Raw genomic sequence first — 24,194 nt, forward strand, 5'->3', positions numbered from 1 at the left:
AAAGTAGCAATTTTTCTCACCCGTTGCCTTTTTTCCATGTTTGCCGAAGACGTCGAGCTTCTGCCCAAAGGCGCCTTCCTCGGCCTGCTGCAAACCCACCGCAACGACCCCGCCACGCTGCAGCAGATGCTGCGCATCCTGTGGGCTGACATGGACCGGGGCGGCTTTTCTGCCGCGCTGGCCAAGCCCGTGCTGCACTTCAACGGCAAGCTCTTCAAGGGCGCGGGGCAAGACGGCTACAGCCTGCTGCTCACCCCCGCGCAGATTGATTTGCTCATACAGGCCGCCCAATCCAACTGGCGCGAGGTCGAGCCCGCCATCTTCGGCACCCTGCTGGAGCGCGCCCTCGACCCCACCGAGCGCCACGCCCTCGGCGCCCACTACACGCCCCGCGCCTACGTCGAGCGCCTGGTGCTGCCCACGGTGATAGAGCCCCTGCGCGCAGACTGGGCCAACGCCCAGGCCGCCGCCCTGGTGCTGGCCCACGAAGCCGCCGCGCTGGAGGGCAAGGCGCACGACGCCAAACTGGCCGAAGCCCGCGCCGAGGTCAAAAAATTCCACCACCAGCTGTGCACCACCCGCGTGCTCGACCCGGCCTGCGGCAGCGCCAACTTTTTGTATGTGACGCTGGAACACTTGAAGCGCCTGGAGGGCGAAGTCGTCAACCAGTTGGAAGCGTTGGGCCATACGCAAGACCAGCTCGGCTTTGAAGGCGAAACCGTGACGTTGCAGCAACTGCGCGGCATCGAGCTGAACGAACGCGCCGCCGCCCTGGCCGAGCTGGTGCTGTGGATTGGCTACCTGCAATGGCACATCCGCACCCGTGGCAACGCCGCCGTGGCCGAGCCCGTGGTGCACAACTACGGCAACATCGAATGCCGCGACGCCGTGCTGGCCTGGGACGCGCAAGAACTGGCCTACGACGACGCCGGCCAGCTGCTCAGCCGCTGGGATGGCCGTACCTTCAAGACGCACCCTGTGACCAGCGAGCAAGTGCCCGACGAAGCCGCCCAGGTGCCCCAATGGCGCTACGTGGGGGCCCGACAGGCGCAGTGGCCGCAGGCGGAATTCATTGTGGGCAACCCGCCGTTCATTGGCGCCGCCAGCATGCGCGCCGCCCTGGGCGACGGCTACGTGCAAGCCCTGCGCGGCGCCTGGCCCGAGGTGCCCGAGAGTGCGGACTTCGTGATGTTCTGGTGGAACCACGCCGCCGCGCAGGTGGCCGCAGGCCACACCCGGCGCATGGGGCTGATCACCACCAACAGCCTGCGACAGACATTTAACCGGCGCGTGGTGCAAGCCGCGCTGGACAAGGGCACGCACCTGCAGATGGCGATTGCAGACCACCCTTGGGTGGATGGCGCCAATGGTGCCGCCGTGCGCATTGCCATGACGGTGCTGGCGCCCGGTGCGGGCGAAGGCAGTGTGCAAACCGTGACCGACGAGCAGACTGGCGACTTTGGCGAAGTGGCGGTAACGCTGACTGAACGGCGCGGGCTGATTCACGCGGATTTGAGCGCTGGGGCCAACGTGGCGGCAGCCATGCCTTTGCAAGCATGCCAAGGCATAACGTTCCGTGGTGTCACGTTGATGGGCTCTGGCTTTTGGGTGGAACAGGGCGACCCGCTCATCACCGACGAGCCCGGCGCATTGAGAGAAATTTTGAACGGGCGTGACTTGACCGAAAAGCCAAGGCACATGCATGCCATCGATTTCTACGGACTTGAGCAAAACGAAGCACGAGACCGCTTTCCAAGCTGCTACCAACGGGTGCTGCTGGGCGTAAAACCCGAAAGAGACCAGTCGCAGCGCGAGAGCTATCGCAACAGATGGTGGCAGTTCGCCGAAACACGCCCGGCCATGCGTCAAGCATTGACGGGGCTGAATCGATACATCGCCAGCCCCATGACTGCGAAGCATCGAACATTCCAGTTCGTTCCAGCCGGAGTGCTGCCCGACCAAGGTTTGGTTGTTGTCGCACACGATGACTCGTTTTGTTTGGGGTTGCTTTCCAGCCAAACTCATGTCACTTGGGCCATGGCCGCAGGCGGCACGTTGGAAGACCGCCCGCGCTACAACAACTCCCGCTGCTTCGAAACCTTCCCATTCCCCGACGAAGACACCGGCCTGACCCCGCCGCTGCACGAGCGCATCGCCCACCTCGCCGAGCAGATCGACGCCCACCGCAAGCGCGTGCTGGCGCCCGAAGCAGGCCACAGCGGCCTCACCCTCACAGGCCTCTACAACGTGCTGGTAGCGCTGCGCGAAGGCCGCGCGCTCACCGCCAAAGAGAAAACCCAGCACACCCAGGGCCTGGTGGGCGTGCTGCGCGAGCTGCACGACGAGCTGGACACCTCTGTGCTGGCCGCCTACGGCTTGCCCGCCACCGCCAGCACCGACGACATCCTGGCCCACCTGGTGCAGCTCAACACCCAGCGCGCCGCCGAAGAAGCCCAGGGCCGCATGCGCTGGCTACGGCCCGACTTTCAAAATCAACAAAATTCACTGCAAAAACAGGAGTTGCTTGCGCAAAAGAATCAAGCGCTAGAGGCTGATTTTGAGAGTGAAAAACCGCTATTAAAACCAGAGCAAACCAAACCCACCCAGCACCCCTGGCCCGCCACCCTGCCCGAACAAGTGCGCGCCGTGGCCGCCGCCCTGGCCGCCAGCCCCGCGCCCCTCACATTGAGCGCCCTCGAAGCCCGCTTCAAAGGCCGCGGCCCCTGGAAGAAAAGCCTGCCCACGCTGCTGCAAACCCTGGAGGCTTTGGGCCGGGCGCAGGCGGTGCAGACCGGTGGCGAGGTGGCCTGGCGGGGGTGATGCACCTTGGCGCCTCGGCGGCACGCAGCAACCGAACATCGATTGCACACCAGCACAACACCAACCACCGCCACGGCCTCGTGCCCGGCTGAACCATGCAAAACGCCATTCAACCTCTTGTCCACATGCTGATATCCACCCTGTCGTGGGTGATTCCGCTGATGGTGTTGGTAGCCATCCTGCGGAGCCCGTGGGCCAAGGGCCATATCGGTGAATGGTTTGTGCGCTTCATGCTGCGCTGGGGGCTGGACAAAGCGGTTTACTTTCCGCTGCACAACGTCACCCTCAGCACGCCCGACGGCAGCACGCAGATTGACCATGTGATCGTGTCGCGCTTTGGCATCTTCGCCATCGAAACCAAGAACATGGAGGGCTGGATTTTTGGCAGCGAACGGCAGGCCGAGTGGACACAAAAAATCTACAAGCGCACGTTCAAATTTCAGAACCCACTGCGCCAGAACTACAAGCACACCAAGGCGCTTGAGGCCACGTTGCAAGTGCCGCCAGAAGCTGTTCACGCGGTCATCGTGTTTGTGGGCGGCAGCACGTTCAAAACCGAGATGCCCGCCAATGTGACCTATGGTGGTGGGTGCGTTAATTACATTCTCTCGTTCACGCAGCCCGTTTTTGACACCCGGCAGGTGCAGCGCCTGGTGCAGCAATTGCGAACCGGCCGACTGGCACCCACCAGGGCCACGCATGTCGCCCATGTGCAGCAGCTCAAAGAGCGCCATGCGCCGAATACTGAACGCAAATGCCCCCAGTGCGGCAGCACGATGGTGCTGCGCACCGCAAAGTCGGGCGCCAACGCTGGCAAACAGTTTTGGGGGTGCTCAACGTTCCCCAAGTGCCGGGTAATGCAGAAGATTTGAGTGGATCAATCGCTCTATCTCTAATAGCTATTAGCGCATATATAGAAGGCGCTAAAACCTGTTTTCAATCACATGCCGGCACCCCGACCCGCCCCCCGGTGCCCCGAACAGCACCCTCACGCCCGCCACGACGGCCATAGTCCCTTGACGGAAAAGCCTGCCCACCCTGCTGCAAACGCTGGAGGCGCTGGGCCGGGCGCAGGCCGTGGCCACCAGTGGCGAAATGGCCTGGCGGGGGTGATGCGGGGCGCAGGTGATGCGGCAAGCATTGGGCTCACATCACGGCGCAGGCAATGGGGTCGGATCACGATTTCGCGCAGCGAAACTCGTGCTCTGACCCCATTTCCGGAACCGAAGGCGCAGCGTGCCAAACACCCGCGTGGCAGATTGGTTCAAAGAATGGAACGGTGAAGCCGCTGATTGCCAACTAGCGGCGCCATGGCCCCATCGTTACCATCGCCCCTTGCCTGCGCACGCCGCCACGCCCCGAAACCCGTCTTTTGCCAACGCCGCGCCAGCCCCGGCCAAAGGCCTTGGGCACCCGCCCAGGGCGCTATCCGCAAGTCAAATTTGGCGCCCAAGCGCCCCGCACGAATGATCGACATCGCCGAAACCCTGCGCTCACTGGTCGCTGAACATGCGCTGGCCCTGCTGTTTTTGAATGTGCTGCTGGAGCAGGCGGGACTGCCGATTCCGGCCTACCCCTCGCTGGTGGTGGCCGGCACGCTGACGGTGGTGCGCGGCGATATTCCGGTGGCCCTGGTGTTCACGCTGGCGGTGCTGGCCTGCGTGGTGGCCGACACGGCCTGGTTTTTTGCCGGGCGGCGGCATGGCAGCTGGCTGATGCGGGGCGTGTGCCGCGTGTCGCTGTCGCCCGACAGCTGCATCCGCAAAAGCACGCATTTCTATCGCCAGATCGGCCCGCGGGTGCTGCTGGTGGCCAAGTTTCTGCCAGGGGCGGGCGCGCTGACCACGCTGATGGCGGGCACGGCGGGCACCTCGCTGACGCGCTTTGTGCTGTTTGATGCGGCAGGCTCGGCCATCTGGGTGGCTTCGGCTCTGATGATGGGCATTCTGTTTGAAGACGCCGTGGGCGCCTTGCTGGCGCTGCTGGCGGCGTATGTGGTGCCGGGCTTCATCGCCATTCTGGCCTGTTTTGCGGCCTTTCTGGCCTGGAAATGGGCACGCCGCATGCAGGTGGTGCGCCGCAGCCACCGCGTGCCGCGCCTGCGGGTGCAGGAGCTCAAGGCCATGCAGTCGCAAGGCGTGCCGCATGTGGTGGTGGATGTGCGGCCCGATCTGACGGGCAGCGAGGCCAGCATTCCGGGCGCCATTCGCCTGGGGCTGGATGCCGGACCGCGCGAACTGGCGGCGCTGCCGGCCGATGCGTCGGTCATTGTGTATTGCGATTGCCCCAGCGAGGTGTCGGCCGCCTACCTGGCCGAACGCATCCGCGCCGCCGGGCGCCCCCAGGTCTATGCCTTGCTGGGCGGCATCAGCGCCTGGGCCGACGATGCACCGGGTGATGCGGTGGCGCAACCTGCGCGCGCGGCCTGAGTTTTCTCAGTGCAGTGTGGGGAAAATCGCTGTTTTTGGGCAGCTATTAGCGCTGATTCAGCAAGCGTTGTTGCCTGTTTTCTTCCATGTTTCGGTAACCCGCCGCGCATCACCCCACCGGTGCCCCGAACAGCGCCCCCACGCCCGCCGTGACGGCCATGGCCAGCGCACCCCAGAAAGTGACCCGCCAGGCGCCCACCAGCATGCCCGCGCCGCCCGTGCGTGCGGCCAGCGCCCCCAGCAGGGCCAGAAACACCAGCGCGGTACCGGCCACCCAGTAAAGCAGGCTGCTGGCGGGCGCCACGGCGGCCACCAGCAGCGGCAAGGCGGCGCCAGCGGCAAAGGCGGCAGCCGAGGTGAGCGCGGCCTGCACCGGGCGGGCGGCCATGGCGCTGGAGATTTCGAGCTCGTCCCGCGCATGGGCGCCCAGGGCGTCGTGCGCCATGAGCTGCCGGGCCACCTGCTGGGCCAGCGCGGCGTCGAGCCCCCGGCCCATGTAGATGCTGGCCAGCTCGCGCGCCTCGGCGGCGGGGTCGGCGACGAGTTCGTGGCGCTCACGGTCGAGGTCGGCTTTTTCGGTGTCGGCCTGCGAGTGCACCGAGACATATTCGCCCGCCGCCATCGACATGGCCCCGGCCACCAGCCCGGCCACCGCCGTCATCACGATGGTGGACTGGCTGGCCTGCGCCGCCGCCACGCCCACCACTAGGCTGGCGGTGGACACAATGCCGTCGTTGGCCCCCAGCACGGCGGCGCGCAGCCAGCCAATGCGGTCGGTGCGGTGGCGTTCAGGGTGCAGGCGGCGGGTGGTGGATGGCATGGGGGAATTCTTGGTGCGGCAGTGAAGCTGGCAGGGTATGGGGCAATGGGGCGAAGAGTCAACCAACCATTGCATTGGCGATGCCCTATGCCCCTGCCGTCACCAGCGCCATTGCGAAGCGTTGCCTTTGCAAGTACGCAGGCGCACCATGGCCATTCTCAAGGCCCCCAGCCACCCGCCGAGCTGACTGGTGTGGCCGCCTGCCACGGCTCGGCATGATGGAGGTTCTCATGATCCGCATTCTGTTCGGACTTGGTCTTGCATCGCTGCTGCCTTGCGCTGTGGCCCAGGATGCCGTCGCCACCGATGGCGACAAGTACAAGGTCGTGCTGGAAAACCCCTGTGTGCGCGTGCTCGACTACCGCGACAGGCCGGGCGAGAAAACGCACCAGCATCACCACCCGGGATTTGTGTTGCATGCACTGAGCGCATTCGAGCGGACGATCACGCTGCCCGATGGCAAGCAGCGCAAGCGCAGCTTCAAGGCGGGCGATGTGATGTGGTCCGACGCGCAGACGCATATTGGCGAGAACACCGGCACCACGCCCACGCATGTGCTGATCGTGGAGCTGAAAGCCGCACCGTCTGCCGACACAGCCGCTTGCGCAGCGCAGTAACCAGTTGCACGGACCCTGCATTGTTATCCGGCGCAGTGCGGTGCGCCCCCTTCGACTGAATCAGGGCGAATCGGCTTCGGGTGGGCCCTGTCCCCCACCAGGCCCCTGTCTCATGCATTGAGGCGAGGGTATCCACTAGTGTGCGGCCGTGTGATGGGTTTACATTTTGTTCCTACCGATTGGGTCCACTGGTTCCCGCTGCGTAGTGGATACATTGGTTTTTTATCCTCTTGCACGAGTTTGCGTATGGCAAAAATTCTGGAGGTTGCGTTGGCAAACAAAGCCGACGCAAGCGTGTTTGAAGTGCCGTTTGAGACCCAGGCCGACCTGTGCTGGTATGAGTTGCCCTACCACCAGCAGGCCGATGGCGACACCGAGTGGTGCTTCGTGAATTACGAGGCCGATGCCACGTTCAGGATCTTCCGGGTGAAATACGCCAGCCAGGCCGACCTCAAGACCTTCAAGGTCAAATACCGTGACCAGGCGGGCTGGCGCAATGCCGGCCACAAGCTGCGCGGGCAGATCGGCTGATGTCTAGCCGCCCACGCAGGTCTGGGTCTGCTCGCCCAGGCCCGTGGCGCCCAGCCGCATCACGTCACCGGGCTTCAGAAACCATGGCGTGGGCTTCTGGCCCAGGCCCACGCCGGCGGGGGTGCCGGTCAGCACGATGTCGCCCGGCTCCAGCACCATGAACTGGCTGATGTACGACACCACGGTGGGCACGCCAAAGATGAAGTTGCGCGTGCTACCGTTTTGCACACGCCGGCCATTCACCTCCAGCCACAGGTCGATGGCGTGCGGGTCGGGCACTTCGTCGGCCGTTACCAGCCAGGGGCCGGTGGGGGCAAAGGTGTTGTAGCTCTTGCCCTTGTCCCACTGGCCGCCGCGCTCGGTCTGCCAGGCGCGCTCGGACACGTCGTTGGCCAGCACGTAGCCGGCCACATGCTGCAGCGCGGCGGCTTCGCTGACATGACTGGCGCGGGTACCGATGACGATGCCCAGCTCGACCTCCCAGTCGGTCTTGCACGCGCCAGGGGGAATGCGCACCGCGTCATGAGGGCCGCTCAGGGCGGTGACGGCCTTCATGAACAGCACGGGCTCGGCGGGCGCCTGCATGCCGGCTTCGAGCGCGTGGTCGGCATAGTTCAGCCCCACGCAGATGATCTTGCCCACGCCCGCCACCGGGCAACCCAGGCGTGGCGCGCCATACACGGCGGGCAGGCGCGCCACATCGAGCGCTGCCAATGCCGACAGGGTGCGCGGACCGAGCTGGCCGGGGCCCATTTCGGGCAACAGCATCGACAGATCGCGCAGCACGCCCTGCGCATCCACCACGCCGGGGCGCTCTGCGCCGGGTTGACCATAACGAACCAGTTTCATGGGAGTGTCCTTGTGTGTCGGGGTTGCCGTGCCGTCGCAAGCGGGCGCAAGCAGCGCATCCTACTGCGCCGGCACCGGTGGCCCGCTGCTGCCCGCTGCGCCACCCATCAGCAATCGTGATGCCCCTGTCGCCGTTGACGATGCCGCAGCCGCCCGGCCACCCAGGCTTGCGGCTTACCATGGAGCGCCCTGCCAAGAGTCCATTCAAGTCACCGGTAAACTCCTGTTTTCATAGCTGCCAGCGCTTATGGTTATCTCGCCAGAGGCATATCTCTCTACCATCCACCATGCCTGAGCCCCAGCCCTCTCCTGATGCCCCCGCACCGCGGCCGCTGCCGCGCAGTCCGGCCGACCTGTTCTGGTCATTCACCTGGCTGGCGCTGCAGGGCTTTGGCGGCGTGCTGGCGGTGGTGCAGCGCGAGCTGGTGGAAAAAAAACGCTGGATGACGAACGAGGAATTCGTCGAAGACTGGGCCGTGGCCCAGATCATGCCGGGCCCCAACGTGGTCAACCTCGCGGTGATGATCGGTGACCGCCATTTCGGGTTGCGCGGCGCGCTGGCGGCGATTGCAGGCATGCTCACCTTCCCCCTGCTGGTGGTGCTGGCGCTGGCGCTGGTGTATGCGCAATTTGCCAGCCACCCGGCCGTGGCGGGTGCGCTGCGCGGCATGGGCGCAGTGGCCGCCGGGCTGATTGCGGGCACGGGCCTCAAGCTGGCGGCAGCGCTGCGCAAACACCCGCTGGGTCCCTGGCTGTGCGCCGTCCTGGTGGCCCTCACCTTCGCCGGCATGGCGCTGCTGCACTGGCCGCTGGCCTGGGTGCTGCCGGCGCTGGGCGGCATGGCCTGCGTGCTGACCTGGCGAAAGATGGCACCATGACCCACGCCATTGCGCTGCAGCCGCTCGACTGGCTGAACCTGTTTCTTTACTTCATCTCGATCTCGCTGCTGGCCGTGGGCGGCGCGATTGCCACCGCGCCCGACATGCACCGCTTTCTGGTGGAGCGCCAGGGCTGGCTGACCGAGCTGCAGTTCAACGCCTCCATTGCCATCGCCCAGGCGGCACCAGGGCCCAATGTGCTGTTCATTGCACTGCTGGGCTGGAACGTGGGCATCAACACCGGCGGCGCCGGGCCATCAGCTTGGGCCAGCGGCGCTTTGGGCATGGCGCTGAGCATGCTCGGCATCATGCTGCCCAGCACCACGCTGACCTGGCTGGCCACGCGCTGGGGCCACCGCAACCGCGAGCGGCGCAGCGTGCGCGCCTTCAAGCAGGGCATGGCGCCGGTGGTGATCGGCCTGCTGCTGGCCACCGCCTGGCTGCTGGGCAGCGCCCATGGCAACCCCGCCACCGACTGGCCCCTGTGGCTGCTCACGCTGGTGTGCACGCTGCTGGTGTGGCGCACCCGGCTGCATCTGCTGTGGCTGCTGGGCGCCGGGGCGCTGCTGGGGACGCTGGGGCTGGTGTGATGCGGGCGGGTGCGACAGCACCTGGATGGCAAACCCGCATCAGGCAGCCGCCAGCAAGGCCGGCAACACGCTGGCGGCCGTGCCACGCAGCAGCACATGGGCCACATCGTCGAGGGCGCTTGCGGCCGGGTTGACGATGATCACGCGAGCGCCCGCCTGGCGCGCCACTTGCGCCAACCCCGCCGCCGGGTACACGGCCCCCGCAGTGCCCACCACCAGCATCAGGTCGCAGGCACGGGCAGCCTGCTGCGCTGCCTCCAGCGTGGCGTAAGGCAGGGCCTCGCCAAACCACACCACACCCGGGCGCAGCAGGTTGCCGCAGCGGTCGCAATACGGCGGGCGGCCTGCGGCAGCGTGGTCAATATGGCAGCAGTTGCGCGGGGTGTCGAGCCAGCGGTCGGCAAAAATGTCGCCATGCAGGCACAGCACGCCGGTGCTGCCCGCGCGCTGGTGCAGGCCGTCCACGTTCTGGGTGATGAGCGTCAGCCGGCCAGGGTGGCGGCGCTGAAAATCCGCCAGCGCCGCGTGCCCCGCATGGGGCTGTACGCCGGTCAGCAGGTCGCGCCGGTGCTGGTACCAGTCCCACACGCGCCGGGGATGGGCACGAAAGCCGGCCTCGGTCGCCATGTCTTCGGCACGAAACCGGGCCCAGTAGCCGATTTGTGCATCGCGAAAGGTGGGTACACCCGATTCGGCACTGATGCCGGCACCGGTCAGCACTGCAATGTGGCCCGCGCCCTGCAGCCATTGCCGCACCTCGCCAGCATCTGCAGGAAAAACGATGTTCATGCGCGCAGCTTATCAAGCCGGGGCGGGCGGCGACGATGGCCTCTGGCGGTGTGGAAGGGGGCCACGCGCTGGCCGGTCCTTCGGAGCCCTTCTCCCACGCACCGCCGGCCATGGCTGACTGCGGCAACGCTGTTGCGCTAGCGGTTGTTTTGGCTGTCGCTGCCTGGACGCGCTCAGCCCGCCAGCCCCTGCTCCACCATCGCCACGGCGCGCTGGGCCATGGCTTCGGTCTGCGCGGCGCTCAGCGCGCGCAGCGGGCCGTCGAGCGCCAGCATGGCCAGGCCGTGCACTGCCGACCAAGCCAGGAATTCGGCGCCCGGGCGTTGTGCCGCGCCCAGCGCGCCGGCAGCCACCATGTCGTCGAGGGTGCCGCAGAGGATTTCGAACGGATCGCGCCCGCTGTCGCCGCGGAAGTCGTCGCGGCTGCCGTTGGCCACGTCGAAGGGCTGGGCCACGAATGCCGTGCGAAACAGCCCCGGCTCGGCCAGCGCAAAGCGTACGTAGCCCGTGCCCACGGCCTTGAAGGCGGCCCGCGCCCGCGCCACCGGTGCACTCAGGTGGCGCGTGGCGCGGTCGATCTCGGCCTCCATGGCACGTGCCATCAGGCCCAGTGCGGCGCCGCGCACGGCGTCAAGCAGCGCCGCGTGGCCGGCGAAATGGCGGTAGGCGGCGTTGGGCACCACACCGGCGCGGCGTGTGGCCTCGCGCAATACCAGCGCCGCTGGCCCGCCCTCGCGCACCAGCGCAATGCCTGCGTCAAGCAGCGCGCGGCGCAGGTCACCATGGCGGTAGGTGGGCCGCCGCGCGGTCTGGCCCGCGGGTGCGGCAGGGGTGGGGGGAGTGAGAGAAACGGAAAGTGAAGCGCTCAAGATGGCATCCCTGTTCTGCGAAGGGTTAAATGTGAACACTGTCCAGTTTACGGCAGAATGAAGTGGACGTCGTACACATATCGCTCCATTGGCCGTTTCACAAAGGAGACTCGCATGGAATCCAACCGCAGGATCAAGCCACCGAAGAACACCCTCTGCCTCTGGTACGACAACGACGCTGAAGCAGCAGCGCGGTTCTACGCCAGCACCTTTCCCGATTCGGCCGTCGGTGCCATCCACCGCGCGCCGGGGGACTATCCCGCAGGCAAGGCGGGCGACGTGCTGGTGGTCGAATTCACCGTGCTGGGCCTGCCCTGCATGGGCCTCAACGGTGGGCCGGGCGTCCAGCACAGCGCGGCATTCTCGTTCCAGGTGTCCACCGCCGACCAGGCCGAGACCGACCGCTACTGGAACGCCATTGTCGGCCACGGTGGCCAGGAGGTGGAATGCGGCTGGTGCCGCGACAAGTGGGGCATCTCCTGGCAGATCACGCCGGTGGCGCTGGCCCAGGCCTGGACCCACCCTGACCGCGCCGCCGCCAGGCGCGCCTTCGACGCCATGATGACCATGAAGAAGATCGACGTCGCCGCCATCGAGGCCGCCGTGGCAGGCCGCTGACCTGCCACCCCCAATCCCTGTCCAACCCGGAGGCAGCATGCAATTCACCCCCTACATCAATTTCGACGGTAACTGCCGCGAGGCCTTTGCCTTCTACCAGGATCTGTTCAAGGGCACCGTGGTGCACCAGAGCAGCTTCGGCGAGATGCCACCAGACCCGCAGAATCCGCCGATCCCGCCCGAGGCGAAAGACCGCCTGATGCACGTGCACCTGCAGGTCGGCGCGCAGGCGCTGATGGGCTCCGACGCCCTGCCAGGCGCCAGCGACGCGTGCGCTGGCGGCTATGCCAGGCCGCAAGGCCTGTGGGTGTCGATCCAGGTGGGCGATGCGGCCGAGGGCCGGCGCGTGTTCGATGCCCTGGCGCAGGACGGCCAGGTGAGCATGCCGTTCGACAAGACCTTCTGGTCGGCCGGCTTCGGCATGGTGACCGACCGCTTCGGCACGCCATGGATGGTCAACGTAAACGCCACTTGAACCAGGAGAACCGATCATGCCCACCGGAACCATCCGCCTGCACCGCGTGCTGCGCACCACGCCCGACAAGGTCTACCGCGCCTTCACCTACGGCGCGGCCCTGGCCAAATGGCTGCCGCCCCACGGCTTCGTCTGCCACGTCCATCAGTTCGATGGCCAGGCCGGTGGCAGCTTCAGGATGTCGTTCGAGAACTTCTCCAGCGGCCACCGCCATTCGTTCGGTGGCGAATACCTGAAGCTGGTCCCCGGCGAACTGGTGGAGTACACCGACCGCTTCGACGACCCCAGCCTGCCCGGCCAGATGCACGTGACCGTGAAGCTGCGCGCCGTGTCGTGCGGCACCGAGCTGGACATCGAACAGGCCGGAATCCCCGCGGCGATCCCGGTCGAGATGTGCTACCTGGGCTGGCAGGAATCGCTGCTGCAGCTGGCCGCGCTGGTCGAACCGGACCTTCCGGGCTGATGGCTGCCGCGCACCAGACCGAGGCTGCATGCCCGACGCCAATCAGGTGCCGAAACCGAGGAAAAAACGATGGCAAGTGTTCGCGTGGAGAGCTTCACCCTTTCGCTCGACGGCTACGGCGCCGGCCCGGACCAGAGCCTCGATGATCCGCTCGGCATCGGTGGGACGGAACTGCACCAGTGGCTGCTGCCGACCCGCACGCTCCAGCGCACGCTGTTCGGCCAGGACGGTGGCACCACCGGGGTGGACGATGATTTCGCCGCGCGCGGCTTTCAGAACGTCGGCGCCTGGATTCTGGGGCGCAACATGTTCACCCCCTTCCGCGGCGACTGGCAGGACAAGACCTGGAAAGGCTGGTGGGGCGACGATCCGCCCTACCACGTGCCGGTCTTCATCCTGACCCACCATGCACGGCCGCCGATCGAGATGGAAGGCGGCACGACTTTTCACTTCGTCACCGGTGGCATCCATGAGGCGCTCGGCCTTGCGCGCGATGCGGCTGCCGGCAAGGACGTGCGGATCGGCGGCGGGGCCAACACCATCCGGCAGTACCTGCATGAAGGCCTCATCGACGAACTGCACATCGCCATCGCGCCGGTCCTGCTCGGCCGGGGAGAGCCGCTCTTCCAGGGGCTCGACCTGCGGGCGCTGGGCTACGAATGCGTGCGGTTCGTGGCGTCGGACAAGGCCACGCATGCCGTCCTGCGGCGCCACGCGCACCCGGCGTCTGAGCAGCCGCCGTCGAAAGGCATGACCATGAAGATCACCATCGAAACCACTGTCCACGCGCCCATCGACCGCGTATGGGCCACCTGGAATGACCCACGCGCCATCGAGCAGTGGAACGCTGCCTCGCCCGACTGGCACACCCCGCGCGCCAGTGTCGATCTGCGCGAAGGTGGCAAGTTCTGCGCGCGCATGGAGGCGCGGGACGGCAGCGTCGGCTTCGACTTCGAGGGCACCTACACCCGTATCGCACCGCAGCGCCTGATCGAATACACCCTGGGCGACGGGCGCGCGGTGCGGGTCGAGTTCATTCCAGTGGCCAATGGCATCACGGTGCGCGAGTCCTTCGACGCCGAGGACAGCCACAGCGCCGAACAGCAGCGCCAGGGCTGGCAGGCCATCCTGGACAACTTTGCGCGGCACGTCGAGCACCGCGCCTGACTCCCCCTCAGCATCGCAAGGAGCACCCCATGAAACCCAATCCCGTCGTCTGGTTCGAGATCCACGTGCAGGACATGGCCCGTGCGCGCAAGTTCTACGAAGCGGTGTTCCAGTGCCAGCTGGAGACGCTGAAATCACCCGCGGGCGAAGCCAACGGCATGCAGATGCTGTCCTTCCCCGGCGACATGAGCACCATGGGCGCCAGCGGCACGCTGGTCAAGATGGAAGGAGTGCCCTCTGGCGGCGGCGGCACGCTGGTCTACTTTGCCTGCGAGGATTGCGCTGTCGAACAAGGCCGGGTCGAGACAGCCGGCGGCAAGGTGTCCAAGCCCAAATTTTCGATCGGTGAGTATGGCCACTGCGCCCTGGTGACCGACACCGAGGGCAACATGATCGGCCTGCATTCGATGAAATGACGCAGGCCGTGCGGGCTTGCTAGCCGCCGCGCTGCCGCAGCGCTTCGTACAGGCACACGCCGCTGGCCACCGACACGTTGAGGCTCTCCACCGCGCCCTTCATGGGGATGCTGACGAGTTCGTCGCAGGTCTTGCGCGTGAGCTGGCGCATGCCGTCGCCCTCGGCGCCCAGCACCAGGGCCACCGGGCCTTTCAGATCGACCTGGTACACGGTTTTGGGGGCGTCGTCGCTGGTGCCGATGCACCAGATGTTGCGCTCCTTGAGCTCATGGAGGGTGCGCGAGAGATTGGTGACCATGAAGTACGGCATGGTCTCGGCCGCACCGCTGGCCACCTTGGCCACGGTGGCATTGATGCCCACGGCGTGGTCCTTGGGGGCGATGACGGCGTGGGCACCCGCACCGTCCGCCACGCGCAGGCAGGCGCCCAGGTTGTGCGGGTCGGTCACGCCGTCGAGCACCAGCAGCAGGGGCTGCTCGATGCCGGCGGCTTCGAGGTTTTCGAGCAGTTCGTCGAGCGAGGTGACCTGGGCCACAGGCTCCACCCGCGCGGCCACGCCCTGGTGGCCGTGGCTGCCGGCCAGCTTGGCAATGCGCACGCTGTCGGCCTCGATCAGGCGCGCACCGGCCTCGCGGGCGCGGTCGAGAAACTGGCGCATGCGGGCGTCGCGCCGCGTGGCTTCGTAGTAAATCTCGATGATGGATTGCGGCGCGGTCTTCAGACGCACGCCCACGGCGTGAAAGCCGAAGAGAACTTTGGGGCTGGACATGGGGGGATTATCCGGGCATTGCCAGGCCCACAGGTTGGCGTGCACCCGGTCGCTGGCCAAACCACGGCATCGTGCGCGCGAAGGTCTTGCGCCAAGGGTTTGCCCTGAAGCGCCTAAAATCGCGCCTTTCCATTGCTCGATCCGCAGGCGACGTTGCTATCTTTTGCGCCGATTCCTGTGTGCCGGTGTGGCTTTGCGGGCTGGCATCACGCCAGCCCTTTCGATTGGGGACGGCAGCTGTTTTTTGCATTTTTTGCCGCACCCACTGGCCTGTTTTACCTTTGCTCAACACCATGATTCTTCACCCGCTTCGCTGGGTACAGCGCACAAGCCTGGTCACGCAGATTGTGATGGCCCTGTTTGCAGGCATTGCTCTGGCTGTGTTCTTTCCGGCCGCCACGCCCAAGGTGGCCATTCTGGGCACGCTGTTCATTTCTGCCCTCAAGGCCGTCGCCCCCGTGCTGGTGTTCATTTTGGTGATTTCCGCCATCAGCAACCACCAGCCCGGCGAAGCCACCCACATGCGACCGGTGCTGTTTTTGTACCTGGTGGGCACGCTGGCGGCGTCCATCGTGGGCGTCACGGCCAGCCTGTGGTTTCCGTCCACCCTGGCGCTGCAGGCGCCTGCGAATGCAGCCAATGGCCCAACGAACATCCAGGATGTGCTGCTGGCGCTGCTCATGAACGTGGTGGACAACCCCGTGCGGGCTCTGATGAATGCCAACTACATCGGTATCCTCGCCTGGGCGGTGGGCCTTGGCCTGGCCATGCGCCACGCCAGCGCGGGCACGCGCGCCGTCATGCACGACTTGGCGGCCAGCGTTTCCGTCATCATCCAGGTCGTGATCCGCTTTGCGCCCCTGGGCATTCTGGGCCTGGTGGCCAGTACCTTCGCGGAAGCCGGCACACAGGCGCTATGGGGCTATGCGCACCTGCTGGGCGTGTTGCTGGGCTGCATGGTGTTTGTGGCCCTGGCGGTCAATCCGCTCATCGTCTTTCTGGCGCTGCGCGTCAATCCCTATCCGCTGGTATTCACCTGCCTGCGCGAGAGCGGCGTGACGGCGTTCTTCACGCGCAGCTCGGCGGCCAACATTCCCATCAACCTCGCGCTGGCCAAACGCCTGAACCTGAACGAAGACACCTACAGCATCGCCATTCCACTGGGCGCCACCATCAACATGGCCGGTGCGGCCATCACCATCAGCGTGCTGTCGCTGGCGGCAGCGCACACCCTGGGCATTGCGGTGGACGCGCCAACGGCCCTGCTGCTGTGCGTGGTGGCCGCCGTTTCCGCCTGTGGCGCCTCGGGCGTGGCCGGCGGCTCGCTGCTGCTGATTCCGCTGGCATGCAGCCTGTTCGGGATCAGCAACGATGTGGCTATGCAGGTCGTGGCGATCGGTTTCATCATCGGCATCCTGCAGGACTCGGCCGAGACGGCACTCAATTCATCCACCGATGTGCTGTTCACGGCCGTGGCCTGCCGCTGGGCGGATCCAGCACGCAAACACCCGGCCCCCTGAAGCGTCGGCGGGCTCAGGGACTGACCTGGCCGGCCTCGATGCTGATGAGGCGCTCGCAGCGCTGGGCAATGGCACGATCGTGCGTGACCAGCACCAGCGTGGTGCCTTGCTCGCGGTTGAGGTCAAACATCAGCTGCATGATGGTCTCGCCGGTGGCGAAATCGAGGCTTCCGGTGGGCTCGTCGGCCAGCAACACGGCCGGCCGCATCACAAAAGCGCGTGCCAGCGCCACGCGCTGTTGCTCCCCCCCGCTGAGCACTTTGGGGTAATGCCCCAGGCGCTGCCCCAGCCCGACATGCCTGAGCATCTCGGTGGCGGCCGCGCGGGCATCACTGCGATTGGCCAGTTCGAGTGGCAGCATGACGTTTTCCAGCGCCGTGAGGTTGCCCATGAGCTGGAAACTCTGGAAAACGAAGCCCACCTTTTGCGCCCGCAGCGCGGCGCGGCCGTCTTCGCTCAGCGCAAACAGATCCTGGCCATCGAGCCGCACGGTGCCGCGCGTGGGGGTGTCAAGGCCCGCAATGATCGACAGCAGGGTGCTTTTGCCCGAGCCTGACGCACCGACAATCGCCACGGTTTCCCCAGGCGCCAGGCGGAAATCGATATCCCGCAGAATGTCCAGCGTGCCGGTGGAGTCGGTCACCGACTTGAATACATGCTCGACCGCAATAATGGGTGTGGCTGGCGTGGGGGAGGTTTCGGACATGAAAGGCTTTTTATTGTGATTTGCGATCTGCATCGACGCCACTTTATCCTGACAGCAGCAGCCGGCGCACTGGCGGGCCTTTGCACCCCCGTGGCCGTGGCACAGCCGGGCGGCAAGGTACAGGCGGCCTCGGCGCGGCCCAAGGTCATCCTGGTGCTCGGTGACTCGCTCAGCGCCGAATACGGTCTGGCGCACGGCACCGGCTGGGTGGCTTTGCTGGAAAAGCGCCTGGCGCAGGAAAAGATCGCAGCCACCGTGGTGAATGCCAGCGTCAGTGGAGAAACCACCTCCGGCGGGCGTTCGCGCCTGGCGGCGCTGCTGGCACAGCACCAGCCCAGCCAGGTGGTGATCGAGCTCGGCGGCAATGACGCCCTGCGGGGCCTGCCACTGAAAAATACCGAGGAAAACCTGTCGTGGATGGTGCAGACAGCGCAGCAATCGGGAGCCAGGGTACTGCTGGTGGGAATGCAGGTGCCACCCAACTACGGCACCGACTACGCCAACCGTTTTGCGTCCACCTTTGCGGCGGTAGCCAAGGCGCACAAGGCGGGTGTGGTGCCGTTTTTCCTCAAGGGCGTGGCCGATGGGCCCGACCCTACCCGGCTGTTCCAGCCAGACCGCATCCACCCACGCGCCGAGGCGCATCCACAGATGCTGGCCAACGTGTGGCCGGAACTCCAGAAGCTCTTGCGTTAAGAGCCTGTTGACGATCTCGCAGGGGATCGCGTTGGAGCGCCATCGGGATGAGTGGATGCTTCGGATGCGCCGCATGGGCTGGTGCCCATGAAAGCAGCCGGGGCGCCAACACTCCAAGTACATCGGCCCGATTGTGCTCCAACCCTTGGGGCAGCGGTCCTTGCGGGCGGTCTGCGGCGTTGCGGCGCTGGTGGATAGCCGGGCTATCCACTGCGCACCGCGCCTTGCATCCCATCGCGCAAAGACCGCTGCGCGACCCCTGGGAGATCGTCAACAGGCTCTAAGAGCCGTGGAAAAAATCAATGGCCGGCAGGCTCCGACGGTTCGGCGGGCGCGGGCGATGCCAACGCTGCAGCCCCACCGCCCGGCTGTTCGTGTTGCGGCTCATCGGGCCTGCGCTGGTTTTTGGCTTTGAGCTTGTCTTCCTTTTTTTGCTTTTTGGCGAGCTCGCGCTGGCGCTTTTCGTATCCGTAGTTGGGTGTTGCCAAGGTATTTGCTTCCTGAAGTAGGAGTCCACTTTAACAGTTTGCCCTCAGGGCGCCTCAAACCGCCACGCGTGGCACAGAAGACACCGCCGCGCGGTAGGCATGCCAGCTGGCATGGCCCAGCACCGGGCCAGCGAGCAGCAGGCCGGCGCCCCACAACCACAGCGACACGGCCACGATCAGCGTGATCAACAGCCCCCACAGCAGCATGACGGCGGCGTTCTCCAGCACCACCCGCATGCTGGTGATGCCCGCGGTCAGCGCATCGGTGTCACGGTCCAGGATCATCGGAATGGAAACCACCGACGTCGAGAAAACGAGCGCAGCAAAGGCACCGCCCACCGCCAGATAGACGCCGACAAAGCCCCAGTTCTGGGGGTTGAAAATGGCCGCCATCACCCCGGTGGTGGACGGCATGCCGGTGTTGAAGAAAACGGCAAACACCACCAGTGAGGCGCGGCCCCACAGCAGCTCCAGCACCACCAGCACCAGCACCAGCATGCCCATGCTGCCCATGTGACTGTCCCAGCAGGTGATGGATTGCCCCAGATCGGGCGATTGGCCCGCCTCGCGGCGCCGGCTGGTGTCATACAGGCCCATCGCCAGAAACGGCCCCAGCAGCAGGCACCCGCTGGCCAGCGACATGGTGTATTCGGGCCGCGTGCGAAACACCCAGCCCAGCACCAGCGCCATGCCCCAGAAGCACGCGCCATAAAAAAGGGCAATGCCCGGCGCGGCCACCACATCCTGGATGCCCTTGCGCAACCAGTGGAAGGGATCGGCAAGGCGCAGCGGATGGAGCGTGATCGCCACGGCTGTGGCAGGTGAAACTTGGGCGGCGGGAGGTGCGGACATGGCGGTAATGGCAACAAGTTGCGGAGACGGGCTGGGTCGGTGGGCGCAACGCCCGTTGATATATGTCAACACCCTAAGCCACCTGCCCGCCATGCGCCACTGAGGAAACTACCACCCCAGCGCCGCCACCGTGCCATCAGGCCATCAGACCGCGCCGAAAGCCCGGGCCATGGCCTGCTGCAAATCCTGGCGGAGATCTGCCACATCTTCCAGCCCCACAGAAAAGCGCACCAGCGTGCCAGGCAGCAGGTGCGGCACAGGGCGGCGGCGCATGGACGCCAGCTGGTAGGGCACCACCAGGCTCATGGGGCCGCCCCAGCTGTAGCCCAGCTTGAACAGGCGCAGGCCGTCGCAGAACGCATCGACCTGGGCCTGGCTGTAGCGCGCATCGATCATCACGCTGAACAAGCCAGCCGCAGCGCCGTCGCCATGGTTGGCAGCGCCGCACAGGGCCCGCCAGTGGGCATGTCCCGGCGCGCCGGGCAGTGCCGGGTGCAGCACCTGGGCCACAGCGCTCTGCTGCTGCATCCACAGCGCCAGCTGGCGTGCCGCCGCATCGTGCGCGCGGTAGCGCAAACCGATGCTGGGCAAGGCGCGCAGCACGGCTTCGGCGTCGTTGGCGGCAATGCCCAGGCCCAGTCGCATGTGGGTGAGCTTGATTTTCATGTGCAGGGCCAGGTCGCGCGTGATGACACTGCCCATCAGCACATCGCCACCGCCGCTGGGGTATTTGGTGAGCGCATGGACCGATACATCGACCGCCAGGTTGCCGCTGCCATCCCCGCCCAGATCGAAGGGCGCAAATGCCAGGCCGGCGCCCCAGGTGTTGTCGAGTGCCGACATCACCCCCCGGGCACGGCAGATACGCACCTGTTCGCAAAGATCGGGAAACTCCATGGTCACCGACCCGGGTGCTTCCAGCCACACCAGCCGGGTTGCCGAAGTGATGCGCGCGGCCAGATCCGCAGGATCGAGGGGGTCATACAGTACGTGGCGAATGCCGAAACGGGCCAGCTCCCCGTTGGCCAGATCCTTGCTGGGGCCGTAGGCGTTGTCTGGAATCAGGACTTCATCCCCGGGGCGGAGCAAGGCCAGCGCCACGTTGGCAATCGCCGCCAGGCCGCTGGGAACCAGCACGCACTGCCGCCCGCCCTCCAGCGCGCACAGGCGCTCTTCCAGGATGAAGGTGGTGGGCGTGCCGTGCAGGCCATAGGTGTAGCCGCTCTTGTCTTTCCATTCGCGCGACCGCATCGCCGCCACATTGGGAAAAATGACGGTGGAGGCCTTGAAAACGCCAGGCTGGGGTGCAACAAACCCGGCGGGAGGTGTGTAGGCATGGTGGACGATGCGGGTGGCGGGGCCGAAAGCGGAATCTTCATTCATGCCTGGCATGGTAGCGCGCGACAACACCGTCCGACTGCCAAACGTCCGCGCCAAAGCGCATCCCCGGCGGCGCCCCCAGGATGCCGGATGTCAGCTGGCGACCTTGAGGTTGTTGGTCACCGATAGCACACCCTTGACGCCTTTGGTGATGGTTTCAGCACGCTCGCGGGCGCTTGCATTGGGTGCGGGGCCTGTGAGCGTGACGGCACCGGCACGGGTGTCCACATCGATCTTGAATGCACTCAGGTCGGGGTCCTTGGCCAGGCCGGCAGACACCTGCACCGTGATGGTGGCGTCATCCACGGCACCCATGGCGGCGCTGCCCATTTCCTGGGCGCCCGACTGCACCGTGGCGGCGCCTTCCTCCACCTTGGTTTCCGCGTTCTTGAGTGCGCTTTCTGCCTTTGTCTGCGCCTCTGCGGCTGCCTGTTCGGTTTTCTGGACAGCGGAATCGAGTTTTTGTCCCACGGTGGGTTCCTCCTGCTTGCTGCAGGCAGCCAGCCCAAACGCCAGGGCACTGGCACCGAGAAGGGTCCAGATGCGTTGCGGGTTGCTGTGCGGAAATTGGCGGATATTCATGTGCGACTCCTTAAAGATGGTGTGAATGTAGGCAAGTCACACACCCACCAGGGTCGGAAAGCGCCGAATGGACTGTAGGACAACATCGCCAGCCACCCTCTCCCGCAGCGCGGCGCACAAGGCGCCGAGCCCGCACAACGGCGACAATAGTGGGGATGTCGCTTCACCCTTTGTCCCGTTGGCTGCCTTTTCTGGCCTGGCCGCGCCCTGACCGCGCCTTGCTCAGGGGGGAGTTCTGGGCCGGCATGACCGTGGGCCTGATGCTGGTGCCACAGGGCGTTGCCTACGCCGCGCTGGCGGGCATGCCGCTGGTAACAGGCATCTATGCCTCCCTCGTGCCGGCACTGGTGGCCGTGCTGTTCAGCGCCTCCACGCGCCTGGGAGTGGGGCCCACGGCCCTCACCAGCCTGTTGATCGGCGCGTCGCTCTCGGGTCTGGCCGAGCCCGGCAGCGCGCAGTGGGTAGCCATGGCCGCCTGGATGGCGATTCTGTCGGGCCTGCTGCAGCTGGTGATGGGACTGGCGCGCTTTGGCTGGCTGCTCAACCTCGTGACCTCGCCGGTGCTCAGCGGCTTCACCCAGGCAGCGGCGCTGCTGATTCTGTCGTCTCAGCTCGGCGCGCTGACAGGTCTGCGCTCCGATCTGGGGGCCTTGTGGACGACGCCCTCGCTGGGCCACTTCGACCTGACCGCAGCTGCCTTCGGGCTGGGCAGCCTGGTGCTGCTGATGCTGGCGCGCAGGCTGCGTCCGGGCTTTCCGGCCGCGATCGTGGTGCTGGGGGCCGCCGGGGCCCTTAGCTGGGTCCTGGGCTACGCCGAGGCCGACGGCGCAGTGGTGGGCGCCTTGCCTGCCGGCCTGCCCAGCCTTTACTGGCCGGGCGCCCTGCCCTGGTCCAGCTTTGCGGCCCTCGTGATGCCGGTGCTGGTGGTCACGCTGGTGAGCTTCCTGGAAACGGCGTCCAGTGCCAAGGTGGACAGCCAGCGCTCGGGCGAGCGCTGGAACGAGAACCAGGACCTGATCGGCCAAGGTCTGGCCAAGATCAGCAGTGGCCTGTGCGGTAGTTTCGCCACCAGCGCCTCGTTCTCGCGCTCGGCCATCAACCTGTATGCCGGGGCCCGCAGCGGCTGGGCCACCGTGTTTGCCATCGCGCTGGTGCTGGTGGTGCTGCTGTGGCTGACCCCGGCGCTCTACCATGTGCCGCAATCGGTGCTGGCAGCCGTGGTGGTGACAGCCGTCACCAGCCTGATCCAACCCGCCAGCTTCCTGCGGCTGTGGCGCATTTCCCGCGTCGAGGCGGTCATCTCCGGCATCACTTTTGGCCTGACGCTGGCCACGGCCCCCCGCATGTACTGGGGTGTGCTGGTGGGCCTGCTGATGAACCTGAGCCATTTCCTCTACCAGCGCCTGCACCCGCGCATCATCGAAGTGGGGCTGCACCCCGACGGCAGCCTGCGCGACCGGCACCTGTGGCAGCTCCCGGCACTGGCGCCGCACCTGCTGGCCTTGCGCATGGATGCCGAACTCGACTTTGCCTCCGCCAGCGCACTCGAACGCCGGGTGATGGACCACCTGGCTGCACACCCCGATGTGGTGCATGTCTGCCTGCTGGCCCAGCCCATCAACCGCATCGACATGACCGGTGTGGAAACCTTCGCCAATCTGCTGGCCACCATGCGCACCCGCGCAGGCACGCTGCACCTGAGCGGCCTCAAGCTTCCGGTGGAGCAGATGCTGCGCCGCGCAGGGGTGCTGGCGCCCGGCGCGGGGCTGGCCATGTACCGCACCGACGCCGAGGCCCTGCATGCACTACAGCAACTGAAGGTTATGCAATGAGCGACGTGCTGCCCCCTTCATCCAGCAACCCAACCTCCTCCGTAGCGCCCACTGCAAAAGCGCTGCTGCGGACACCGGGCTGTGCCGCTTCACCGGCCCTTGCCCAGCTGGCCGACAAGATCGAATCCACGCTGCGGGTACCCAAGGCCTGAGAGTGGCCCCGGCGCAGCGCCCGGATGCGGGCCAGGTGCCATCACGAAATTTCTGCCATGAATACTGTCCTGAACATCTCCTGCTACAAGTTCGTGCCCCTGCCGGATGCAGAGGCATTGCGCGCTCTTCTGCACGAGCGCGCCCTGGCCGCTGCGCTCAAGGGCACCATCTTGCTGGCCCACGAAGGCATCAACATGTTTCTGGCGGGCCCGGCAGCGGCGGTGCGCGGCTTTGTCGATGCCCTGCGCACCGACCCGCGCTTTGCCGACCTCTCCCCCAAGGAGAGCTGGTCGGACACCGTGCCGTTTCGCAAGATGCTCGTCAAGGTCAAGCGCGAGATCATCCGCATGGACCACCCCGCGATCCAGCCCTCCGAGGGCCGGGCGCCTGCCGTCACGCCGGCCACCCTGCGCCGCTGGCTGGACCAGGGCCATGACGACACGGGCCGCCCCGTGTTGACGCTGGACACGCGCAATGCCTTCGAGGTGGATGAAGGCACATTCGACAACGCCATCGACTGGCGCATCGACAAGTTCACCGAGTTCCCCCCGGCCCTGCGGGCCCACAAGAGTGACCTGGCGGACAAGACGGTGGTGAGCTTTTGCACGGGCGGCATCCGCTGCGAAAAGGCCGCCATCCTGATGCACGAAGAGGGGCTCACCCACGTGTACCAGCTCGAAGGCGGCATCCTGAAATATTTCGAGGAAACGGATGGCGCGCATTACCACGGCGGCTGTTTCGTGTTCGACGAGCGCCGTACGCTGGCCGCCGACCTGTCCACCGGCGCCTTGCGCACCGCGCCTGAAAACGCTATTGAGAAGTGAGCAAAAAGCGCTTATCTCATAAGCACTTAAGCCTTATTTCACCAGAATTCTCTCGCGCATG

Annotated in this window: 27 protein-coding genes and 1 pseudogene; 18 read left to right on the forward strand and 10 right to left on the reverse strand. The window is 66.0% G+C overall.

Going from position 1 to position 24,194, the window contains the following annotated elements; translation table 11 throughout:
- Positions 1–9: 9 nt before the first annotated feature.
- The 3 genes from K225_RS20285 (at position 10) to K225_RS0103340 (ending at position 5,249) form a co-directional block, all read left to right on the forward strand.
- Positions 10–2,820: a class I SAM-dependent DNA methyltransferase gene (locus K225_RS20285; protein WP_369794832.1), complete on the forward strand. Its 2,811-nt coding sequence runs from the start codon at positions 10–12 to the stop codon at positions 2,818–2,820.
- A gap of 95 nt (positions 2,821–2,915) precedes the next feature.
- Entirely contained in the window at positions 2,916–3,692 is a 777-nt protein-coding gene (locus K225_RS0103335; protein WP_034711690.1) for a nuclease-related domain-containing protein, read from the forward strand.
- 594 nt (positions 3,693–4,286) lie between these two features.
- On the forward strand, positions 4,287–5,249 hold the full coding sequence (locus K225_RS0103340; RefSeq protein ID WP_034711692.1) for a rhodanese-like domain-containing protein: 963 nt from the start codon (positions 4,287–4,289) through the stop codon (positions 5,247–5,249).
- Positions 5,250–5,358: 109 nt separating this feature from the next.
- Here the strand turns inward: K225_RS0103340 and K225_RS0103345 are convergent, their stop codons facing one another.
- Positions 5,359–6,069 (reverse strand): VIT family protein, encoded by a 711-nt coding sequence (locus K225_RS0103345; RefSeq protein WP_026435090.1) that lies wholly within the window; start codon positions 6,067–6,069, stop codon positions 5,359–5,361.
- Between the two features lie 230 nt (positions 6,070–6,299).
- Between K225_RS0103345 and K225_RS20290 the strand changes: the two genes are divergently transcribed.
- Together K225_RS20290 and K225_RS0103355 are read left to right on the forward strand one after the other, a co-directional pair.
- A complete protein-coding gene (locus K225_RS20290) occupies positions 6,300–6,686 on the forward strand; it encodes a hypothetical protein (protein WP_202900013.1) in 387 nt (128 codons plus the stop codon).
- Positions 6,687–6,932: 246 nt separating this feature from the next.
- A complete protein-coding gene (locus K225_RS0103355; protein WP_034711694.1) occupies positions 6,933–7,217 on the forward strand; it encodes a DUF6150 family protein in 285 nt (94 codons plus the stop codon).
- A 3-nt stretch (positions 7,218–7,220) separates the two neighbouring features.
- Here the strand turns inward: K225_RS0103355 and K225_RS0103360 are convergent, their stop codons facing one another.
- Positions 7,221–8,066, reverse strand: a complete 846-nt coding sequence (locus tag K225_RS0103360) for a fumarylacetoacetate hydrolase family protein (RefSeq protein WP_026435092.1) — start codon at positions 8,064–8,066, stop codon at positions 7,221–7,223.
- Between the two features lie 287 nt (positions 8,067–8,353).
- Between K225_RS0103360 and K225_RS0103365 the strand changes: the two genes are divergently transcribed.
- Both K225_RS0103365 and K225_RS0103370 read left to right on the forward strand, forming a co-directional pair.
- On the forward strand, positions 8,354–8,944 hold the full coding sequence (locus K225_RS0103365) for a chromate transporter (RefSeq protein ID WP_026435093.1): 591 nt from the start codon (positions 8,354–8,356) through the stop codon (positions 8,942–8,944).
- Positions 8,941–9,534: a chromate transporter gene (locus K225_RS0103370; RefSeq protein WP_026435094.1), complete on the forward strand. Its 594-nt coding sequence runs from the start codon at positions 8,941–8,943 to the stop codon at positions 9,532–9,534. The genes K225_RS0103365 and K225_RS0103370 overlap by 4 nt, the downstream gene beginning before the upstream one ends.
- Before the next feature lie 39 nt (positions 9,535–9,573).
- Here K225_RS0103370 and K225_RS0103375 read toward each other — a convergent pair whose 3' ends face one another.
- Complete coding sequence (locus tag K225_RS0103375; protein ID WP_026435095.1) at positions 9,574–10,323, reverse strand: NAD-dependent deacylase; 750 nt, start codon at positions 10,321–10,323, stop codon at positions 9,574–9,576.
- A gap of 173 nt (positions 10,324–10,496) precedes the next feature.
- Positions 10,497–11,099, reverse strand: coding sequence for a TetR/AcrR family transcriptional regulator (locus K225_RS20295; RefSeq protein ID WP_051248663.1), 603 nt, complete (start codon positions 11,097–11,099; stop codon positions 10,497–10,499).
- Between the two features lie 207 nt (positions 11,100–11,306).
- On the opposite strand from K225_RS20295, the gene K225_RS0103385 reads away from it, so the two are divergent.
- The 6 genes and pseudogenes from K225_RS0103385 (at position 11,307) to K225_RS0103405 (ending at position 14,331) form a co-directional block, all read left to right on the forward strand.
- The gene (locus K225_RS0103385; protein ID WP_026435096.1) at positions 11,307–11,810 is read left to right on the forward strand and encodes a VOC family protein; all 504 of its coding nucleotides are present in this window, start codon (positions 11,307–11,309) and stop codon (positions 11,808–11,810) included.
- Positions 11,811–11,847: 37 nt separating this feature from the next.
- The gene (locus tag K225_RS0103390) at positions 11,848–12,285 is read left to right on the forward strand and encodes a VOC family protein (RefSeq protein ID WP_026435097.1); all 438 of its coding nucleotides are present in this window, start codon (positions 11,848–11,850) and stop codon (positions 12,283–12,285) included.
- Between the two features lie 16 nt (positions 12,286–12,301).
- A complete protein-coding gene (locus tag K225_RS0103395; protein ID WP_026435098.1) occupies positions 12,302–12,748 on the forward strand; it encodes an SRPBCC family protein in 447 nt (148 codons plus the stop codon).
- Between the two features lie 69 nt (positions 12,749–12,817).
- Positions 12,818–13,459 (forward strand): annotated as a pseudogene (locus tag K225_RS22415) (dihydrofolate reductase family protein); the annotation flags it as partial.
- 45 nt (positions 13,460–13,504) lie between these two features.
- Positions 13,505–13,915: an SRPBCC family protein gene (locus tag K225_RS22420; RefSeq protein WP_202900018.1), complete on the forward strand. Its 411-nt coding sequence runs from the start codon at positions 13,505–13,507 to the stop codon at positions 13,913–13,915.
- A gap of 29 nt (positions 13,916–13,944) precedes the next feature.
- The gene (locus K225_RS0103405) at positions 13,945–14,331 is read left to right on the forward strand and encodes a VOC family protein (protein WP_026435099.1); all 387 of its coding nucleotides are present in this window, start codon (positions 13,945–13,947) and stop codon (positions 14,329–14,331) included.
- Between the two features lie 19 nt (positions 14,332–14,350).
- On the opposite strand, the gene rlmB is transcribed toward K225_RS0103405, so the two are convergent.
- Positions 14,351–15,100, reverse strand: coding sequence for a 23S rRNA (guanosine(2251)-2'-O)-methyltransferase RlmB (gene rlmB, locus K225_RS0103410; protein WP_026435100.1), 750 nt, complete (start codon positions 15,098–15,100; stop codon positions 14,351–14,353).
- Between the two features lie 293 nt (positions 15,101–15,393).
- On the opposite strand from rlmB, the gene sstT reads away from it, so the two are divergent.
- Positions 15,394–16,620 (forward strand): serine/threonine transporter SstT, encoded by a 1,227-nt coding sequence (gene sstT, locus K225_RS0103415; RefSeq protein WP_026435101.1) that lies wholly within the window; start codon positions 15,394–15,396, stop codon positions 16,618–16,620.
- Between the two features lie 13 nt (positions 16,621–16,633).
- On the opposite strand, the gene K225_RS0103420 is transcribed toward sstT, so the two are convergent.
- Positions 16,634–17,326: an ABC transporter ATP-binding protein gene (locus tag K225_RS0103420; RefSeq protein ID WP_026435102.1), complete on the reverse strand. Its 693-nt coding sequence runs from the start codon at positions 17,324–17,326 to the stop codon at positions 16,634–16,636.
- Between the two features lie 15 nt (positions 17,327–17,341).
- On the opposite strand from K225_RS0103420, the gene K225_RS0103425 reads away from it, so the two are divergent.
- Positions 17,342–18,022 (forward strand): arylesterase, encoded by a 681-nt coding sequence (locus tag K225_RS0103425; protein ID WP_202900014.1) that lies wholly within the window; start codon positions 17,342–17,344, stop codon positions 18,020–18,022.
- Between the two features lie 299 nt (positions 18,023–18,321).
- On the opposite strand, the gene K225_RS0103430 is transcribed toward K225_RS0103425, so the two are convergent.
- The 4 genes from K225_RS0103430 to K225_RS0103445 form a co-directional block, all read right to left on the reverse strand.
- Positions 18,322–18,510 carry a hypothetical protein gene (locus K225_RS0103430; protein WP_026435104.1) on the reverse strand — a complete coding sequence of 63 codons (189 nt, stop codon included), beginning with the start codon at positions 18,508–18,510 and terminating at the stop codon, positions 18,322–18,324.
- A 54-nt stretch (positions 18,511–18,564) separates the two neighbouring features.
- Complete coding sequence (locus tag K225_RS0103435; RefSeq protein WP_026435105.1) at positions 18,565–19,362, reverse strand: DUF2189 domain-containing protein; 798 nt, start codon at positions 19,360–19,362, stop codon at positions 18,565–18,567.
- Between the two features lie 144 nt (positions 19,363–19,506).
- Complete coding sequence (locus tag K225_RS0103440; RefSeq protein WP_026435106.1) at positions 19,507–20,754, reverse strand: PLP-dependent transferase; 1,248 nt, start codon at positions 20,752–20,754, stop codon at positions 19,507–19,509.
- Positions 20,755–20,835: 81 nt separating this feature from the next.
- Positions 20,836–21,324: a BON domain-containing protein gene (locus tag K225_RS0103445; protein ID WP_026435107.1), complete on the reverse strand. Its 489-nt coding sequence runs from the start codon at positions 21,322–21,324 to the stop codon at positions 20,836–20,838.
- A 155-nt stretch (positions 21,325–21,479) separates the two neighbouring features.
- Here K225_RS0103445 and K225_RS0103450 point away from each other — a divergent pair, with 155 nt between their 5' ends.
- Genes K225_RS0103450 through K225_RS0103455 form a run of 3 tightly spaced genes read left to right on the forward strand, consistent with a single transcriptional unit; the run spans position 21,480 to position 24,133 of the window.
- Positions 21,480–23,156 carry a SulP family inorganic anion transporter gene (locus K225_RS0103450; protein ID WP_026435108.1) on the forward strand — a complete coding sequence of 559 codons (1,677 nt, stop codon included), beginning with the start codon at positions 21,480–21,482 and terminating at the stop codon, positions 23,154–23,156.
- Positions 23,153–23,308, forward strand: coding sequence for a hypothetical protein (locus tag K225_RS22100; protein WP_155885217.1), 156 nt, complete (start codon positions 23,153–23,155; stop codon positions 23,306–23,308). Before K225_RS0103450 ends, K225_RS22100 begins: the two co-directional genes overlap by 4 nt.
- Before the next feature lie 57 nt (positions 23,309–23,365).
- Positions 23,366–24,133: a sulfurtransferase gene (locus K225_RS0103455; RefSeq protein ID WP_026435109.1), complete on the forward strand. Its 768-nt coding sequence runs from the start codon at positions 23,366–23,368 to the stop codon at positions 24,131–24,133.
- The last annotated feature ends 61 nt before the right edge of the window (positions 24,134–24,194 follow it).

This window comes from Acidovorax sp. JHL-9 (genome assembly GCF_000426205.1).
Taxonomy (GTDB): Bacteria; Pseudomonadota; Gammaproteobacteria; order Burkholderiales; family Burkholderiaceae_C; genus Acidovorax; species Acidovorax soli.